The 16,827-nt window shown below is 60.1% G+C and carries 15 protein-coding genes and 1 rRNA gene; 14 read left to right on the forward strand and 2 right to left on the reverse strand.

Annotated features, from left to right (window positions below):
- The first annotated feature begins 163 nt into the window (after positions 1 to 163).
- A complete protein-coding gene (locus FOI68_RS15450) occupies positions 164 to 2,470 on the forward strand; it encodes a hypothetical protein (protein WP_143863679.1) in 2,307 nt (768 codons plus the stop codon).
- Between the two features lie 119 nt (positions 2,471 to 2,589).
- Here FOI68_RS15450 and FOI68_RS15455 read toward each other — a convergent pair whose 3' ends face one another.
- Positions 2,590 to 4,524 carry an ABC-F family ATP-binding cassette domain-containing protein gene (locus tag FOI68_RS15455; protein WP_143863680.1) on the reverse strand — a complete coding sequence of 645 codons (1,935 nt, stop codon included), beginning with the start codon at positions 4,522 to 4,524 and terminating at the stop codon, positions 2,590 to 2,592.
- A 174-nt stretch (positions 4,525 to 4,698) separates the two neighbouring features.
- Between FOI68_RS15455 and FOI68_RS15460 the strand changes: the two genes are divergently transcribed.
- From FOI68_RS15460 to FOI68_RS15485, 6 genes are all read left to right on the forward strand, one after another.
- A complete protein-coding gene (locus FOI68_RS15460; protein ID WP_143863681.1) occupies positions 4,699 to 5,295 on the forward strand; it encodes a 5-formyltetrahydrofolate cyclo-ligase in 597 nt (198 codons plus the stop codon).
- Positions 5,296 to 5,412: 117 nt separating this feature from the next.
- Positions 5,413 to 5,928, forward strand: coding sequence for a MogA/MoaB family molybdenum cofactor biosynthesis protein (locus FOI68_RS15465; RefSeq protein WP_029101019.1), 516 nt, complete (start codon positions 5,413 to 5,415; stop codon positions 5,926 to 5,928).
- The gene (locus FOI68_RS15470) at positions 5,922 to 6,923 is read left to right on the forward strand and encodes a molybdopterin-binding protein (RefSeq protein ID WP_143863682.1); all 1,002 of its coding nucleotides are present in this window, start codon (positions 5,922 to 5,924) and stop codon (positions 6,921 to 6,923) included. Before FOI68_RS15465 ends, FOI68_RS15470 begins: the two co-directional genes overlap by 7 nt.
- Before the next feature lie 43 nt (positions 6,924 to 6,966).
- Positions 6,967 to 7,308 (forward strand): twin-arginine translocase TatA/TatE family subunit, encoded by a 342-nt coding sequence (gene tatA, locus FOI68_RS15475; RefSeq protein WP_029101021.1) that lies wholly within the window; start codon positions 6,967 to 6,969, stop codon positions 7,306 to 7,308.
- A gap of 18 nt (positions 7,309 to 7,326) precedes the next feature.
- Complete coding sequence (gene tatC / locus FOI68_RS15480) at positions 7,327 to 8,103, forward strand: twin-arginine translocase subunit TatC (RefSeq protein ID WP_143863683.1); 777 nt, start codon at positions 7,327 to 7,329, stop codon at positions 8,101 to 8,103.
- Between the two features lie 105 nt (positions 8,104 to 8,208).
- A complete protein-coding gene (locus tag FOI68_RS15485) occupies positions 8,209 to 8,637 on the forward strand; it encodes a hypothetical protein (RefSeq protein ID WP_143863684.1) in 429 nt (142 codons plus the stop codon).
- A gap of 66 nt (positions 8,638 to 8,703) precedes the next feature.
- On the opposite strand, the gene FOI68_RS15490 is transcribed toward FOI68_RS15485, so the two are convergent.
- The gene (locus FOI68_RS15490) at positions 8,704 to 10,032 is read right to left on the reverse strand and encodes a CAP domain-containing protein (RefSeq protein ID WP_143863685.1); all 1,329 of its coding nucleotides are present in this window, start codon (positions 10,030 to 10,032) and stop codon (positions 8,704 to 8,706) included.
- Between the two features lie 272 nt (positions 10,033 to 10,304).
- On the opposite strand from FOI68_RS15490, the gene groES reads away from it, so the two are divergent.
- From groES to FOI68_RS15525, 7 genes are all read left to right on the forward strand, one after another.
- Entirely contained in the window at positions 10,305 to 10,589 is a 285-nt protein-coding gene (groES, locus tag FOI68_RS15495) for a co-chaperone GroES (RefSeq protein WP_029101025.1), read from the forward strand.
- Between the two features lie 56 nt (positions 10,590 to 10,645).
- A complete protein-coding gene (groL, locus tag FOI68_RS15500; protein ID WP_029101026.1) occupies positions 10,646 to 12,268 on the forward strand; it encodes a chaperonin GroEL in 1,623 nt (540 codons plus the stop codon).
- 224 nt (positions 12,269 to 12,492) lie between these two features.
- On the forward strand, positions 12,493 to 13,797 hold the full coding sequence (locus FOI68_RS15505; protein WP_143863686.1) for an ABC transporter substrate-binding protein: 1,305 nt from the start codon (positions 12,493 to 12,495) through the stop codon (positions 13,795 to 13,797).
- 87 nt (positions 13,798 to 13,884) lie between these two features.
- Positions 13,885 to 14,844, forward strand: coding sequence for a carbohydrate ABC transporter permease (locus FOI68_RS15510; protein WP_143863687.1), 960 nt, complete (start codon positions 13,885 to 13,887; stop codon positions 14,842 to 14,844).
- Between the two features lie 10 nt (positions 14,845 to 14,854).
- A complete protein-coding gene (locus tag FOI68_RS15515; protein WP_044899829.1) occupies positions 14,855 to 15,676 on the forward strand; it encodes a carbohydrate ABC transporter permease in 822 nt (273 codons plus the stop codon).
- Positions 15,673 to 16,467: an HAD family hydrolase gene (locus tag FOI68_RS15520; RefSeq protein ID WP_143863688.1), complete on the forward strand. Its 795-nt coding sequence runs from the start codon at positions 15,673 to 15,675 to the stop codon at positions 16,465 to 16,467. Before FOI68_RS15515 ends, FOI68_RS15520 begins: the two co-directional genes overlap by 4 nt.
- A gap of 296 nt (positions 16,468 to 16,763) precedes the next feature.
- Positions 16,764 to 16,827, forward strand: a 16S ribosomal RNA gene (locus FOI68_RS15525); the annotation flags it as partial.

Raw genomic sequence — 16,827 nt, forward strand, 5'->3', positions numbered from 1 at the left:
TTATCCACAGACTCTGGATAATTTCCGCTGGATGCGTTCGCCGGCTCCTGTGAATACTGGTGATAACACGAAGAATTGCCGGGAAAATCGACATTTTCCTGTGGATTTTCCTGTGGAATTTGTGGATAAAAGTATCGGTGTTATCAACAGAGGAGGGAGCCTGGTGAGAACAAAAGGGTTGCAGGTGCTCGCGGCATGCCTGCTGCTGGCGTCTGTCGCGAATCCGGAAGCGGCTGCCGCCGCAGTCGCTGTTGGTTCCACTGTGACGGCGGAAAAACCGGTGCGCACAACCGGAGCCGACCATCCGGCGGGCAGGCAGGTGGTGGCGCTGTTCGTGGAGGGGCTGTCGTTTCGGGAGCTGGACCGCCTGCGCGGCTATCCACATGTGGATACGTGGCTGGAGCAGGCGGAGGCGGGCGCGCTCTCCATCCGTACACCGGGGGCGCGGACGGCCGCCAATGGCTACCTGCTGCTCGGCAGCGGCGGACCGGCCGTGTACACGGAGCGCAGCGGAACGGCGTATCACCCGGAGGAACCACTCTCTTCCGGGGAGACGGCAGGCGAGCGCGCCCGGCAGCTCAGTCCGCCGGACGGGGCAGACGTGGCACGCTTCCGGGTCGTGTTTCCCGGCATTTATCGCCTGCACGCGGAAAACCGGGACAAGCCGTACACCGCCCGGATCGGCCTGCTGGGCGAAACGCTCGCCCGCCGCGGCATTCCCGCTGCCAGTTATGGCAGCGGCGATTACGACGACGTGCGTCAGCGGCACGCCGTACTCTTTGCCATGGATGAGCGGGGGCGCGTCCCCCGGGGCGATCTCTCCGCCGCTGTCTCGGAGCAAAAGGACGGCTACCCGTACGGCGTGCGCACCCGCTACGACTACTTCGCCGCCCGGATTCGCGCGGACCGCACCTCCGGGCTGATTGCGGTGCAGCTGTCCGACCTGGCCCGCCTCTATCAAATGGCGGACGACATGGACCCGGACCGGTTCGCCCGCCAGTACGAACAGGTGCTGGCCGACCTGGGCGCCTTTTTGGATCGGGTGCTGCGGGAGCGCAGGCCGGAGCAGTTGGTGATGCTGCTGTCGCCCGCACCGAATGTTCAGGCCCAAAAGGAGAAGGCGCTGCTGACGCCGATCCTGTTGTGGCGGGGAGGAGCGGCGGGGGTGCTCACCTCGGCGACGACCAGACAGGCGGGGGTGGTCAGCGGTCTGGATGTGCTGCCCACTGTCCTGTCATGGCTGCGCGTGCCGCCGCCGGAGGGGCTGTCCGGCCACCTGCTGCGTCTGTCGGCGGAAAAGCGCTTCTCCGATCTGCTGCGCGAAGTGGATCGGATTCACCATATTTACGCCAACCGTTCTTCCGTGCTGTACACGTACGTAATGCTGCAGATCGTGATCCTGGGAGCGGCTTCGCTCTTGTGGCTGTGGGGAAGGCGAACAGGCGGCGAGAGGCTGAACCTGGCGCGCCGCATTGTCCGGCTGGCGCTGCTTTCGATGCTCTGGTTTCCCCTGCTGTTTCTGGCGGAGGGGCTGGTCGGCTGGAAGGTGCCGCCAGCGGTTGTCCTGGGAGCGGTCATCACCGCTGCGATGGCGGGCGGCATGCTGCTGGAACAGGGGCGCTCGCTGCCGGCCGGATTGGCTATTGTGGCGGGGGTGACCGCGCTGGCGCTGCTGGCGGACGGCATGTTCGGCAATCCGGCGATGCGCCGTTCCTATCTGGGGTACGATCCGGTGATTGGCGCCCGTTTTTACGGGTTGGGCAACGAATACGAGGGGGTGCTGATCGGCAGCGCCATCCTGTTTGCGGCCGCGCTCTGCCAGTGGCGGCGGGACAGGCGGGAGGCGGCGGAGGGAGGAGCCGATCCGCTGTCCGTGACCGTCGGGAGCGGCCTGTTCAGCCTCGTCCTGTATTACATGGCGTCTCCCGGGTTGGGGGCTGACGCCGGCGGGTTCCTGGCCGGTCTGGTCGGGTTTTCCGTGGCGTTTGTCCGGATGCAGGGGTGGCGATTCGGAAAAAAAGGCCTCCTGCTGTTGGCAGGAGGCGTCCTGGCGGGTGCGGTCGTGTTGGCGGGGGCCAGTTTGCTGTCCGTTCAGCCGCCCACTCACATTGGCCGGGCGGCGCAGCAGATCGTCTCGGGGGATTGGACGGAAGTGGCCCGGATCGTGCAGCGCAAACTGGAGATGAACCTGCGGCTCATCCGCGTGTCGGTGTGGAGCAAGGTGTTTGCCGTCTCCCTGGTCGTCCTCGGCCTGCTGGCTCTCTGCAACGATCGCTACCTGCGCCATTTGGCCCGCGATTATCCGTATCTGGTCAAGGGGTTTTCGGGGGTGATCGCCGGCTCCCTGGCCGGCCTTTTGCTCAACGATTCCGGGATCATCACCGCTGCGACCTGCATCGTCTTTCTGGTTGTGCCGGCCTTGTACGCGGCGCTGGGAGAGTCGGAGGAGCAGCGCTGCTCCACGTCGTGACCGGCTGACGTCGCCGCAGCCGGACGGTTGGCCCCGGCGCAGCCTGTTCCGCAGCCTGTTCGCTGCCGCCTTGCTCCGGTGCCGCCTGTTCGCCGCCGGAGGGAAACGCCGGCGGGGACTCACGCCTCGGAGAGTTCGCTCCATTCCTCGTAGAGCCGCTCCAGCTCCGCCTTCGCCTGCTCGATCAGGTCGTTGCGCTCCTTGGCCTGCACGTGGTCGCTGTATACCTCGGGCAGGCACAGCTCTTCCTCCCATTTGCGGATATCCGCTTCCCGCTGCTGAATGGTTGCCTCGATCTCCTCCAGACGGCGCTGGCGCTGACGCTCGCGCCGTTTTGCCTCTTTGTCCAGCTCGTACGAGGATTTTTCCGGCTGGGAGGCGGCCGCTGTTCCCTGCTTTTTGCCGGAGGGTGCCTGCTGTTCGGCCGCCAGTTCGGCCAACTCCTGTTTTTTCTCCACATAGTAGTCGTAGTTGCCGAGATAGCTGGTCACCCCATCGGGGGAAAGCTCCAGCACGCGGGTGGCGATCTTGTTCAGGAAGTAGCGGTCGTGGGAGACGAACAGAATCGTGCCCGGGTAATCGTACAGCGCGTTTTCCAGCACTTCCTTGCTGTAGATGTCCAGGTGGTTGGTCGGCTCGTCGAAAATCAGGAAGTTGGCCTGCTTCAGCATCAGCTTGGCCAGCGAGACCCGCGCCCGTTCGCCGCCGGACAGCTCGCAGATGCGCTTCTGCACGTCGTCACCGCTGAACAGAAAGTTGCCCAAGAGGGTGCGGACGTCCTTTTCCGGCATCTGCGGGTACTCGTCCCAGATCTCGTTCAACACGGTGTTCTGCTCGTTGAGATCGCGGTGCTCCTGGTCGTAGTAGCCGATCGTCACGTTGCTGCCGAACTGGATGCTGCCGGAGAGGGCGGGGAGCTTTTGCACGATCGTCTTCAGCAGCGTCGATTTGCCGATGCCGTTGGGGCCGACCAGGGCGACACGCTCTTCCCGCTCGATCTCAAACGTCAGGTGGCGGGAGAGGGCGGCGTTCGGATAGCCGATGCTCAGGTCGGCTGCCTTCATCACGACGTTGCCGCTCATCTTGGCGATCTCAAACGAGAAATGTACCGATTTGTTCTGCATGACCGGCTTCTCCAGCCGCTCCATCTTTTCCAGCGTCTTGCGCCGGCTCTGCGCCCGTTTGGTTGTGGTCGCCCGGGCGATGTTGCGGGCGATGAAGTCCTCCAGCCGGGCAATCTCCTCCTGCTGCTTCTCGTAGCGTTTCATTTCCTGCTCCAGCCGCGCCGCCTTTTGTTCCAGGAAGCGGCTGTAGTTGCCCACGTACCGGGTGGCGCGGGTGCGCTCGATCTCGTAGACGACGGTCACCAGCTTGTCCAGAAAGTAGCGGTCGTGGGAGACGACGAGGATGGCCCCCTGGTAGTTTTGCAGGTAGGTTTCCAGCCAGGTGAGCGTCTCGATGTCCAGGTAGTTGGTCGGCTCGTCCAGAAGCAGGACGCTGGGGGCCTGAAGCAGCAGCTTGGCCAGGGCGAGGCGGGTCTTCTGCCCGCCGCTCAGCGTTTTGATCGGGGTCTGGCTGTCCATGTCGGCAAAGCGCAGCCCGTGCAGGACGCCGCGAATGGCCGCTTCGTAGGCGTAGCCGCCCCGCTCCTTGAACGCCTCGGAACGGCGGGCGTAATCCTCGAGAATCTGCTGATAGCGCTTCTCGTCAGCCAGCACGGCGGGGTCGCCCATCAGTGCCTCCAGCTTCCGCAGTTCCCGCTCTTCCTCCTGCAGGTCGCTGAATACGGAGAGCATCTCGTCCCAGATGGTCCGCTCCGATTCCAGGCCGCTGTCCTGAGCCAGGTAGCCGACGGTGACGTCCTTGGGAATGCGGACGGTTCCGCTGTCATAGCTGAGCTGACCGGCGAGGATTTTCATCAGCGTCGATTTGCCGGCGCCGTTTACGCCGACCAGTCCGACCCGTTCTCCGGTTTGTATTTGCAGGGAGATGTCCTGTAAAATAGTCTCAACCCCGTACGTTTTGTGTATATGTTCAGCTTGAAGCAAAATCATTGCATGTCACCTCTTTTACATACCTGTACCGCAAGCGGGCGGGCGGCGCTTCCCGTGTTCGCGGGTGCCGTCGCAAGCTGCCCTATCAGACAAGTGTAGCGTAGAGAGAGCGCCGGGGACAACCCTCGCGCCTCCCGTGCGCAGGCGCCGAAAAAAGGGAGGGGATCGTTGGGAATGGAACAGGTCAAGGTGAAGCAGGCGTTTCGCCGGCAGATGCTGGCCGAGCGGGCGGCGCTGCCTGCCGGAGAACGGGCGGATCGCTCCCGGGAGGCGTGCCGTCATTTGCTGTCCTTTGCCAAACTGGCGGCGTGCCGGACCGTGATGGCCTTCCATCCGATGCGAGAGGAGCTGGACATCGTACCGTTTCTGGACAGCGCCCGTCAAAGGGGACAGGAGGTATGGCTGCCCCTGACCCTCGTGGCGGAGCGCCGGTTGATTCCCTACCGCTATACCGGACCGGACATGCTGCGGCCCGGGGCGTACGGGATTATGGAGCCGGATCCGGCGAAAGCGGAGGAGGCCGATCTGGCGGCGCTGGACGCGGTGCTGGTGCCGGGTGTGGCATTTGACCGGCAGGGGGGACGGATGGGCTACGGCGGCGGATTCTACGACCGGTTTCTCGCCGCGCTGGACCGTAAGCCGATGCTGATCGGGTGCGGCTACCATTTTCAGGTGGTGCCGTCCGTGCCGGTGGAGCCGCATGACGTCCGCCTCGATTACCTCGTGACGGAAGCGGGCGTGCTGGAGACCGGAGCGGCCGGTCTGCGCTGAGTGGGCGCCGGTCCGCGGCCGTTTTGTGTCAGGATTGCGTCTTTTCCTCCCGCGCTATCTACAGCGGGAACAAAACAGTGTACAATACAAAAGCAAGGGCAAATGGAGGAATAGGCTGTGAGCAACTGGAAAATTGGCGTCATTTCGGCAAGCGATTCCATCGCAAAAGGAGACCGGGTGGACGATCGAATCCCGATCATCCGCAAGCTGACCCGTGAGTGGCTGCAGGCGGACGTGGCAATTTACCGCGCCGTCTCGGACGACATGGAGGAGCTGAAAGAGCACATGATCGAGCTGGTGGACCGGGAGAAGTGCGATTTGTTGATCGTCACCGGCGGCACGGGGTTGAGTCCCCGCGACGTCACCCCGGAAGTGACGGCGTGGGTGATGGACAGGCCGGTGCCGGGTCTGGCCGAGGAAATGCGTCGGGCCGGATTGCAGCAGTCCCGCCGCGCGATGCTGACCCGCGCTGTCGCGGGTACGCGCGGTAACGCCTTGATCATCAACCTCCCGGGCAATCCCAGAGGCGTGGAAATCTGCTTCAACGCAATCGGAGACATGCTGTCCGACGCCTTGCACATTTTGCAGGGAACGGGAGAGGCCAGCGAAGATTGGGGAGGATTGGGTTGGTAGAGAAACCGAAGCTGAAGGAAGTGCCTGTGCGGGAAGCGGTAGGCATGATGCTTCCCCACGACATGACGCAGATTTTGCCCGGAAAGTTTAAAGGACGCCTGTTCAAAAAAGGGCATGTCATCACCGAAGCGGACATCGAGCCGCTGCTCTCCATCGGCAAGGAGCACATCTACGTGCTGGAGATGCCGGAGGGGTACATTCACGAGGACGACGCGGGCACGCGGATTGCCCGGGCGGTGTCCGGGGACGGACTGACGCTGACCGAGCCTTACGAGGGCAAGGTGTCGATGAAGGCGACCCGGCTGGGTCTGGCGAAGATCAACGAAGAAGCCGTCCACGCGATCAACGCGCTGGAAGGCATCGCCCTGTCCACCATCTACAGCGACCAGGTGGTGCAGCCCGGGCAGACGGTGGCGGCCACGCGGATCATTCCGCTAATCATGGAGGAGGCGCAAATCGTCCGCCTGGAAGAGCTGGCGAAGGGTTTCAGCGGTCCGATCGTGCAGGTGAAGCCGTTTCTCGAGAAGAAAGTGGGATTGGTCACCACTGGCGGTGAAGTGTATTCCGGGCGGATTGCCGACAAGTTCGGACCCGTCATCCGGGCCAAGGTGGAGGCGCTCGGTTCCCGCGTGACGGAGCAGCGCTTTGCTCCCGACGACAAGGAAATGATCGAACGGGAGATCACCCGCTTTCTGGAGGAGGGCGTCGATCTGGTGCTGGTGACCGGCGGGATGTCGGTCGACCCGGACGACCGCACGCCGGGGGCGATTGCCGGCGTTGGAGCGGAGGTGGTCCGTTACGGCACGCCGATGCTGCCCGGCTCCATGCTGATGGTGGCCTACAAGGGCGACGTGCCGATTCTGGGCCTGCCCGGAGCGGTGATGCACGAGCCGTTTACCTCGTTTGACGTGTTTTTGCCCCGGATCCTGGCCGGCGAGCGGATCGTCGAGTCGGACATGACCCGGTTGGGATACGGAGGATTGCGCAAGTGCTAGCTGGCAACACTGTTGGATGACAGGAGAAAAGGAGTGAACGTGGATGAGTTCGATTGGGATTCCTGGGTTGATCTTGATTCTGCTTCTCGCCCTGGTGCTGTTTGGCCCCAAGAAGCTGCCGGAGCTGGGACGCGCGGTGGGTCACACGCTGAAGGAGTTTAAAAACGCCACCCGCGGCCTGACCAAGGACGACGATGACGAAGACGAGGCCAAGTTGAAGGAACAGCCCGCCAAGGCCGTGATTACCGAAAAGGACGCGTTTGACCGCGAGAAGCTGGAGCGGGAAATTCGCGAGCGGCTGGAGCGCGAACGCCTGGAAAAGGAGATTCGGGAAAAGCTGGAGCAGGAGCGGCTGCAGGCCGAAAGCGGACAGCCCAAGGCGTAACCGGGTCAGGTGGTGGACATGTCGGACGATCGCGAAATGACCGTGGTGGAGCACCTGACCGAGCTGCGCAGGCGGATTATCTGGGTGCTGGTTGTATTTGTTGCTGCATTGATTGCCGGTTTTTTTGTCGCCGGCCCTCTTATCGAATATCTGAAGGAAAAGCCGATCACCGAGGGAGTCCCGCTCGTCTCCCTGCACCCTTCCGACGCGCTGCGGGTGTACATGCAGTTCGCCTTTTTGGTCGGAGTGGTGGTGACGCTGCCGTTTGCGCTGTATCAGACCTGGCGGTTCGTCTCGCCGGGGCTTCGCGCCAACGAGCGGCGCGTGACGCTGATGTTCATCCCGGCCGCGTGCGTGCTGTTCGTCGTCGGCATCCTGTTTGGCTACTATGTGGTGTTTCCGATGGTGATGCAGTTCGTCAGCGGTATCTCGATGGGGATGGACGTCAAGCCGAACTACGGGATTGCCGAGTACTTCGGTTTCCTGGTGAACATGGTGATTCCGTTCGGGCTGCTGTTTCAACTGCCCATTGTCGTCATGTTCCTGACCCGGCTGCGCATCCTCAACCCGATGCGGCTGGCGAAGGTTCGCCGCTTTGCCTACTTCGGGCTGGCGGTGGTGGGGATTACGCTGACGCCGCCCGAGATTGTCAGCGACATCCTGGTGACGATCCCGCTCCTGCTCCTCTACGAGCTGAGCATCTGGCTGTCGCGGATCGTCTACCGCAAACAACTGAAAGAGGACGAGGACTGGGAAAAAGAATACGGATGGGAAGCGGACGAAGCGGTTCGCTGATGCGTGCGAAGTCCCCTGCCGGAAGCGGTGGGGGACTTTTTTCTTCTACTTTTGGATGCGGCCGGGCATACTACTACGGGAAAAAAACGGGAGGTGCGTACATCCATGTGGCTGATTCTCTGTCTGGCCCTGCTGGTCTCTCCGCTGCAAACGGGAGCGGCCAAAGCGGAAGCGGCCGAGCAGGTAGAGCTGTTTGACACGGACGAGGAGCGGGTGGTGGACACCTTTGACAACACGGAGGCGTTTCAGACGGAAGCCCAGGCCCTCCTGAACAGTGTAAGCGGGCGGGTGCAGGAGCTGAACCCGCCGCTGGAACACGCGATGATCGTCAAAATCCCGCTGGTGCCGCCGAGGCAGTTGGTTCACCGGCCATCGAAGATCGACGCGGCCATCGCCGAGATCTTTGTCGTCATGCCCAAGGCGGGCAGCCGCCGCCCCTGGATGATTTTGCACACCAAGGAGTACGAGACCCTGGTCGTCGAGTTTGGCGGCGAGGTGGGTGGGCTGAAAAGGCTGGTCCGCCTGCGGGACTGAAGGCGCGGCTTACCCACGGGCCAGGACTAGGCGAAAGGGGCCAACGGGACGGGACAGTTCCCGCCCTTATTGTTTGAGCGTGAGAAACGTCTGGGTGTAGTAGTCGGTCGCCACGCCCACACCCAGTTGGGCGAATCCTTTTTCCAGCACGTTTTTGCGGTGGCCGGGGCTGTTCATCCAGCTCTCGTGGGCTTCGATGGCGTCCGGGTACCCGGCGGCGATGTTTTCTCCCGCCATGCTGTAGGCGATCCCCGCCTGCTGCAGCCGCTCGAACGGATTCAGGCCGGTGGTGGCGGAGACGTGGTCGAAAAAGCCGTGGCTCTCCATGTCCAGGCTGTGCTGCCGCGCGACGCGGGCGGCCTGTTCGCTCCAGGAAAGCGGGGGCAGCTTGTAGCGGTAGCGGACGACGTTGACCAGGTCGAGCACCTGACGCTCCATCGCGGCGTTCACCTGCTCCCGCTCTTTTACGCTCAACGGAGGGGGATCGAAATCGGGGGCCTCGCCCTGATACGTCCACTTGGTTTCGTAAAAGCCGCCGCGCAGCAGCATCAGCGTGTCAATCAGGCGGATGGCTGTCACTTTGTCGCCGTTCTGCTTGTCCAGGTAAAAGATGTGGGGAATACCGTCGACGATTGCCAGCGGCCGCTGGTATTTTTGGTTGGTGATCTGCACCTGGGCGTTCATGTAGGAAAACGAGACGGTATGGCCGATGTCGTAGTGGCGGACCAGAGCCGGCAGGCTGGTGCCGATGGCGGCATCGCCCGTCTTGGCCTGGGGCGCGTTGGAGTAGACGTCCACCACCTTGCCGTAGCTGATGCCCACCTGGAGGTAACGGGCCGGATCGCGGTTGTAGATCCACCACTGGTACCCCAGACCGCTTGGCTCCTGACGCGCCGGCTTTCCGAGCACACGGATCACCTGCTCGGCCGGCATGCCGAGGGAAATGCCGAACAGGCTGTAGGGAGCGTTCGGAGCGGGACGTGCGGTCGCGGCTGAAACAGGTGCCGCCGCCGCTGCCGCTGACCGGGCGGGCGGAAGTTGGACCGCGGCAGGACCCGCCTGCTGGGGCGAAGGGCGTTTTGTTGCCGCCCCAGGCTCTTGTCCCAGCCAGGCGGAATGGCTAGCCTCGTCCCTGCCTGTTGGCTTGTTCAGATGGCGGCCGATCAGGGACAGGGGAACATAGGTGGTTCCCTTGTATTCCAGCGCGGCGGGAAGGTGGCGGGTGCCGTCGTAAAAATACCCGGACGGATCACTGCCCGTCATGGCCTTGCCGTCCCAATATAGCGTGGTCGGCTGAACGTTGACGCGGATGGCGGACGAATCGCCCGCGGTGAGAAAATGGCCGATGCCCGCGACGGAGAGGGCGAACACGCCAATCCAGATCCATTTGCGCATGCAGGTTCCCTCCTTGGATGGCTTGTCTGATTCCATGGTTTATCTATATGAACAAGCCGGTCTGGTAGAACCGAAAATCTAGCAAACGCAGAAGAAAAAAACCGCCAAAATGAGAGGGGAAAGAGAGCGGGCCATTTGGAAAAAAGTGAGGGAAACCACTTGCAAAGTACATAGGGATTCATTATTATAGGTAGTGGGTGTTAGCACTCCCCTCGATCGAGTGCTAACAACAAAAATCTTCATGAACCTACATTTTAAGGAGGGTGTTTTTTGTGCTGAAGCCATTGGGTGACCGTGTGGTAATCGAACCAATCTCCAAAGAAGAGACGACCGCAAGCGGTATCGTTCTCCCTGACACTGCGAAGGAGAAACCGCAAGAAGGACGCGTTATCGCAGTCGGTTCCGGTCGTGTTTCCGACAACGGCGAGCGCATCGCGCTGGAAGTGAAGGAAGGCGACAAGGTGATCTTCTCCAAATACGCCGGCACCGAAGTAAAAGTGGACAACAAAGAATACCTCGTGCTCCGCGAATCCGATATCCTCGCGATCATCGGCTAAGGCTTTTCACATAAGGAACGTACGGAAAACACATAACGCAGGAGGTTGAGTTTGAGATGGCAAAACAAATCAAGTTCTCTGAAGACGCACGCCGCGCGATGCTTCGCGGGGTGGAAACACTGGCTAACGCCGTGAAAGTAACCCTCGGCCCGAAAGGCCGCAACGTGGTTCTGGAGAAAAAATTCGGCTCTCCGCTGATCACCAACGACGGTGTGACCATCGCGAAGGAGATCGAGCTGGAAGACGCTTATGAAAATATGGGTGCGCAGCTCGTAAAAGAAGTTGCGACCAAAACCAACGACATCGCAGGTGACGGTACGACCACCGCTACCGTTCTGGCTTATGCGATGATCCGCGAAGGTCTGAAAAACGTAACCGCCGGCGCCAACCCGATGGTTGTTCGTCGCGGTATGGAAAAAGCGGTACGCGCTGCCGTGGAAGAAATCAAGTCCATCGCGAAACCGGTGGAAAGCAAAGCGGCTATCGCGCAAGTTGCGTCCATTTCCGCTGACAGCAAAGAAGTGGGCGAACTGATCGCTGAAGCAATGGAAAAAGTGGGCAAAGACGGCGTTATCACCGTCGAAGAGTCCAAAGGCTTCACGACCGAGCTGGAAGTTGTTGAAGGTATGCAGTTCGACCGCGGCTACGCTTCCCCGTACATGATCACCGACACCGACAAGATGGAAGCGGTTCTGAAAGAGCCGTACATCCTGATCACCGACAAGAAGATCTCCAACATCCAAGAGATCCTGCCGGTGCTGGAGCAAGTGGTACAAAGCGGCAAACCGCTCCTGATCATCGCGGAAGACGTGGAAGGCGAAGCGCTGGCTACCCTCGTGGTCAACAAGCTGCGCGGTACCTTCACTGCTGTTGCCGTTAAGGCACCTGGCTTCGGCGACCGCCGCAAAGCTATGCTGCAAGACATCGCCATCCTGACCGGCGGTGAAGTGATCACCGAAGAACTGGGTCTGGAACTGAAATCCACCAAACTGCAGCAACTGGGCCGCGCTGGTAAAGTTGTTGTTACCAAAGAAACCACCACGATTGTGGAAGGTGCAGGCGACAAGGCTGCAATCGAAAGCCGCGTTGCTCAAATCCGTCAACAAATCGAAGACACCACGTCCGACTTCGACCGTGAAAAACTGCAAGAGCGCCTGGCAAAACTGGCTGGCGGCGTAGCAGTGATCAAAGTCGGTGCGGCTACCGAAACCGAACTGAAAGAGAAAAAACTGCGCATCGAGGACGCGCTCAACTCCACTCGCGCTGCAGTGGAAGAGGGTATCGTTCCTGGCGGCGGTACCACGCTCGTCAACGCGATCAAAGCGGTTGAGAAAGTGGTTGCCGAGGGCGAAGAAGCAGTGGGCGTGCAAATCGTGCTGCGCGCACTGGAAGAGCCGGTTCGTCAAATCGCTGCGAACGCAGGTCTGGAAGGCTCCGTCATCGTGGAGCGCCTGAAAAAAGAACCGGTTGGCATCGGCTTCAACGCTGCTACCGAAGAATGGGTAAACATGATCGAAGCAGGTATCGTGGACGCTGCGAAAGTTACCCGTTCCGCTCTGTCCAACGCTGCATCCGTAGCGGCTATGTTCCTGACTACGGAAGCCGTTGTGGCTGACAAACCGGAAGAGTCCAAAGCGGGCAACGGCATGCCGGACATGGGCGGCATGGGCATGATGTAAGAATCGGATTACCGATTCGGAAAGAGAGGCAGACAGTAGGTCTGTCTCTCTTTTTTTATGAGAAAGCATGCCTGGGTTGGTTGTTTTACCAGTTTATTTTTCTGAATAGTATAAATATTTTACTGAAAAAATATTTCATATTTTCAAAATAAAATGTAAAATAATACTTCAGGAATAAGCTGACAGAGAGACAAGCGAAAAAATGGACAAGGAGGCGATTCACAATGAAACGAGCAGGAGTCTGGCTGTTTTGTGCATGTCTGGTGTTCGTCCTGGCTGCTTGCAGCGGCAGTCCGTCGTCGACTGCGGGCGATCAGTCAAGCGGGAACGCTCAGCCGGGAGCTGAACCGGCAAAAGGGGAGACGGTGGAACTGGTCATGTACAGTTGGCGGCCGGAAGACAAGGACGCGTACGCCGCGTTCATTGCCGAGTTTGAAAAGCGGCATCCTGGGATCAAGGTGAAGTTTAAACCGTTCAAATCGACCGAGTACAACACCATCCTGACCAACTCCCTCACCTCCGGAACCGGACCGGACATCGTGCAGCTTCGTCCGTATGCGGGCACCCGCGCGATGGCCGACGCCGGGTATCTGCTGCCGCTGGACGACCTCAAAGGGATCCAGGAGATTCCGCAGCCGTACCTGGACGCAGCCCGGGGCAGCGACCACAAGGTGTACGGGGTCCCGCTGTCGATCAACTCCGCTGTCATCTTTTACAACAAAAAGCTGTTTGCCGACAACGGCCTGCAGCCTCCGCAAACCTGGGACGAATTTCTCCAGGTGTGTCGCGCACTCCAGCAAAAGGGAATCATTCCGATCGCGCAGTCCGGCAAAGCGGCCTATCTGCTCTCCATCACGCACAGCGTCATTGGCATCAGCGCGTACGGCGGCGGCGACTTCGTGGACAAGATGGTGAAGGGCGAGACCACCTTCAAAGATCCGGCGTTTCTCGATTCGATCAAAAAGATGCAGGAACTGGCACCATTTTTCCCGCCCGATTTTGTGGGAATCGACGACAAGGACGCGCAGGCGCTGTTCTACACGGGCAAAGCGGCCATGTACATCAACGGCAGCTACCGGCTGGAAACGTTTGAAAAGCAAAACCCCGACATGCCTCTGGACGTGATCCCGTCCCTGGCCAAAGAGAAAGGCGGCGACACCCCGATCGTCAACTGGGTGGACGGCTCCTACGGTGTAGTCAAGGCGTCCAGGCATCCGGAAGAGGCGAAGCTGTTCATGGAGTTCCTCGCGTCGAGGGAGTTTGGCCAACTGTTCAGCGACGAACTGAACCGCGTCAGCCCCATTCCCGGCGTGACCCCCAAGCATCCGCTGGTGCAAAAGATGACGCAGCTCAGCGAAACCAGCATGGTGCCGTTCCTGATGCTCGTTCATTTCGGGGAGGGCACGCCGACCACGAAAACCGCGTTTGAGGATTCGCTGCAGGGTATGTACATCAACAAGCTCACCGTCGAACAGGTGGCGGAGGCGACCCAGGCATCCGCCGACAAGTGGTTCGCGCCGAAGAAGTAGCGGCGCACCGGATGAAAACAAAACAGGCAGAGGTACAGTCAGGCCGGATCGCTTGGCTGTACCCTGTTTTTCGGGAGGTGTTCACCCATGGCAGTGTTGGAGAAATCGAGCGAGGTGAAGCGGCAGGCCTCTCCGCGTCGGGGCGTGAACGGGAGCAAGCACCTGGTTCACCTGTTCCTGCTGCCGGCCTTGGTCGTTTACGTGTGGTTTCAGGTGTATCCCATCTTCTCCGCGTTTCTGAACAGCTTTTACGCCTGGGACGGATTGAAGCGGGGCGCGTTTATCGGTCTGGACAATTTCGTGCGCCTGTTTACCGAATCGCCGTTCAAGGAGATGTTTTTCCGCGGGTTCGGCCACAACGTCATCTTTTTTGCGGGTACGCTCGTCGCCAAACTGGCGGTTGCGTTCCTGCTCGCGCTTATGATCAACAGCAGGATTCGCGGCAAGGAGTTTTTCAAAACGGTCTTTTTCCTGCCCAAGCTGCTGTCGGTGATCGTCGTCGGCTTCCTGTTCAGCCTGATTCTGAACCCGACGTACGGCGCGCTGAACACATTTTTGAAGCATGTCGGACTGGAAGAGTGGGCCCGCCCCTGGCTGGGGGATCCGGACACAGCCCTCTACGCGATCATCCTCGTCAACAGTTGGTACGGCCTCGGGTTTGCCGTGCTGATCTTCCTGGCCGGGCTGCAGGCCATCCCGGCGGAAATCTACGATGCCGCCAAAATGGACGGGGCCTCCGGGCTGACCATGCTGCTGCGCATTACCCTGCCGCTGGCGATGCCGTCGGTCATGGTGATGACGATTTTGACGTTCATCGGCTCGTTCGAGACGTTTGAGCTGATCTTTGCCATGCAGGGTTCGCAAGGCGGACCCTACTATTCCACGGACGTGCTGGCCACGTACTTCTACCGGTTGGCCTTCGGGTCGGTGGAGGGGGGCGAGTCCATCGGGCTGGGGTCGGCGTTGGCTGTCGTGCTGTTCCTGATGATTTCCAGCGCGACGGCGGTGCTGCTCTTCTTCTTCAAGCGCAAGGAATACGAACTGTAGGAGGACGACCATGACGGCAAGGCTCGGACAGTTTGCGAAGTATCTGGTGCTGCTGGTTTTTTCCTTTTTGGCGCTGTATCCCGTCTTTCTGATGATCGCGTCGTCGTTCAAAACCAATCTGGAGATCCTCACGTCGCCGCTCGGCCTGCCCGCTTCGCTTTCCTTGGAAAACTACAAGCTGGTGTGGGAGAAGGTGAACTTTGGCGCATATGTATGGAACAGTGTCTACGTGAGCGGGCTGTCTGTCTTGTTGATCCTGTTTCTCTCGTCGCTGGCCGCTTTCTACCTGTCCCGCTATCCGTTTCGCTGGAATCCGTACGTGTTGTTTTTCTTTATGCTGGGCTTGATGCTTCCCATGAAGCTGGCCATTCTCCCGCTGTATATGATCATGCTGCAGTTGAAGCTGCTGGATACGCTGACGTCCCTGGTGATTCTGTACGTGGCCGGCGGCATTCCCTTTGCCGTGTTTGTCTTTTACGGGTTTTTCAAGACGCTCCCGGCGGAGTTGGACCAGTCGGCGCGGCTGGACGGCTGCAACGGATTCCAGGTGTACTGGAAGATCATTCTGCCGCTGATGAAGCCGCCGCTGGCAACGGTGGGCATCGTGCATTTGATCGGCGTCTGGAACGATTTTTTCTATCCGCTGATTTTTCTCAAAAGCGAGGAGCTGAGCACGATTCCGCTGGGCGTATTGACCCTGTTCGGGGAATACGATACGGAGTGGAACCTGCTGTTCGCCAGCCTGACCCTTTCTTCCCTGCCGATGATCGTGGCGTTCCTGTTCGCGTCCAAACAGTTTATTGAAGGCTTGACTTCGGGGGCGATCAAATGAGTAAGAAACGCTGGATTACGTTTGACCTCGACGGAACGCTGATGCAAAATCCGTTTGGCGGATGGGTGTTTCCGGAAATTGCGGCTGCCGTCGCCGGCTGGCTGGGCCGGCCCTATGACATCGTGGCTGAATTGGTGGGGGAGCATGAAAGGCGGTTGCGGCAGGGGCGGTATGTGGAAGCGTACGACTGGGACGGGATGCTGGCGGAACTGCTCGGACGCCTGGGGATCAGAGAAAGTGTGGAGATTGCCGCGATCGTGCAAAAGCATGCCGTTCCGCCCAAAATCCGGCTGCTGGAGGCGGAGGTGCCGGCCGTGCTGGCCGCCCTGCAGGCGAAAGGCTACGCTCTGGCCGCCGTCACCAACGGGTTTTACAAGTATCAGGATCCCGTCATGGAGGCGCTCGGACTGGCGGAGTATTTTGCGGCTGTCGTGACGCCGGAGCGGGCGGGAGCGGGCAAGCCCGATCCGGCTATTCTCCGTCCGCTCGGAGGAGAGGTGGTGGCCCATGTCGGAGACCGCCTCGACCATGACGTGCAGTTGGCCAATCGCTGCGGCGCCTTCTCCGTCTTTGTCTGCCGCGGCCTTCCCGAAGAATTGCGGGCGGTCGATCCCCGTCTCAGGAGCAGGCACGACCTGATGCGTCAGATCTGCCTGGAGAAATGGAAAAGGGAAGGCGGGGCACAAACGGAAGGGCAGGGGGCTGCCCTGCTTCCCGCGGAATTGCTGCCGCAGGCGGTGATTGGCACGATCGGCGAACTGCCGTCTCTTGTGGACGGGTTGTGCCGGTAGGGAGGCTCCGCTCGCTCGGAAGCCTTCCATTTTTTTGCGCTTGCTTTTTGGATGGTCACGTTGGTATGATGGAACTTGCGCTTCTCAACCGAGGAATTTCAAAGAGAATGAAAAAAGATAACTTCTTAGAAATTTCCTCTTGATTTTGAAAAGAGAGCGTGATATAGTATGAAGGGTCGGCGCTGCTGAGCGGCGGCTGATCACGAAAAAGCAAAATGCTCCTTGAAAACTGAACAGCGAAAGTGTTGAACGAGCCTAGCAATTCTTTTTCTTAAAGCTAATGATTCAACTCAACTTTATTGGAGAGTTTGATCCTGGCTCAGGACGAACGCTGGCGGCGTGCCTAATACATGCAAGTCG

The organism is Brevibacillus sp. LEMMJ03, assembly GCF_007197875.1.
Lineage (GTDB): Bacteria > Bacillota > Bacilli > Brevibacillales > Brevibacillaceae > Brevibacillus > Brevibacillus thermoruber.

What these genes read in the sequence shown, in the direction of transcription:
- FOI68_RS15455 (WP_143863680.1), bottom strand. Translation starts at nt 4,524, where the DNA reads ATGATTTTGCTTCAAGCTGAACATATACACAAAACGTACGGGGTTGAG.
- FOI68_RS15460 (WP_143863681.1), top strand. Translation starts at nt 4,699, where the DNA reads ATGGAACAGGTCAAGGTGAAGCAGGCGTTTCGCCGGCAGATGCTGGCC.
- tatA (WP_029101021.1), top strand. Translation starts at nt 6,967, where the DNA reads ATGAGTTCGATTGGGATTCCTGGGTTGATCTTGATTCTGCTTCTCGCC.
- tatC (WP_143863683.1), top strand. Translation starts at nt 7,327, where the DNA reads ATGTCGGACGATCGCGAAATGACCGTGGTGGAGCACCTGACCGAGCTG.
- FOI68_RS15485 (WP_143863684.1), top strand. Translation starts at nt 8,209, where the DNA reads ATGTGGCTGATTCTCTGTCTGGCCCTGCTGGTCTCTCCGCTGCAAACG.
- FOI68_RS15490 (WP_143863685.1), bottom strand. Translation starts at nt 10,032, where the DNA reads ATGCGCAAATGGATCTGGATTGGCGTGTTCGCCCTCTCCGTCGCGGGC.
- groL (WP_029101026.1), top strand. Translation starts at nt 10,646, where the DNA reads ATGGCAAAACAAATCAAGTTCTCTGAAGACGCACGCCGCGCGATGCTT.
- FOI68_RS15505 (WP_143863686.1), top strand. Translation starts at nt 12,493, where the DNA reads ATGAAACGAGCAGGAGTCTGGCTGTTTTGTGCATGTCTGGTGTTCGTC.
- FOI68_RS15510 (WP_143863687.1), top strand. Translation starts at nt 13,885, where the DNA reads ATGGCAGTGTTGGAGAAATCGAGCGAGGTGAAGCGGCAGGCCTCTCCG.
- FOI68_RS15515 (WP_044899829.1), top strand. Translation starts at nt 14,855, where the DNA reads ATGACGGCAAGGCTCGGACAGTTTGCGAAGTATCTGGTGCTGCTGGTT.
- FOI68_RS15520 (WP_143863688.1), top strand. Translation starts at nt 15,673, where the DNA reads ATGAGTAAGAAACGCTGGATTACGTTTGACCTCGACGGAACGCTGATG.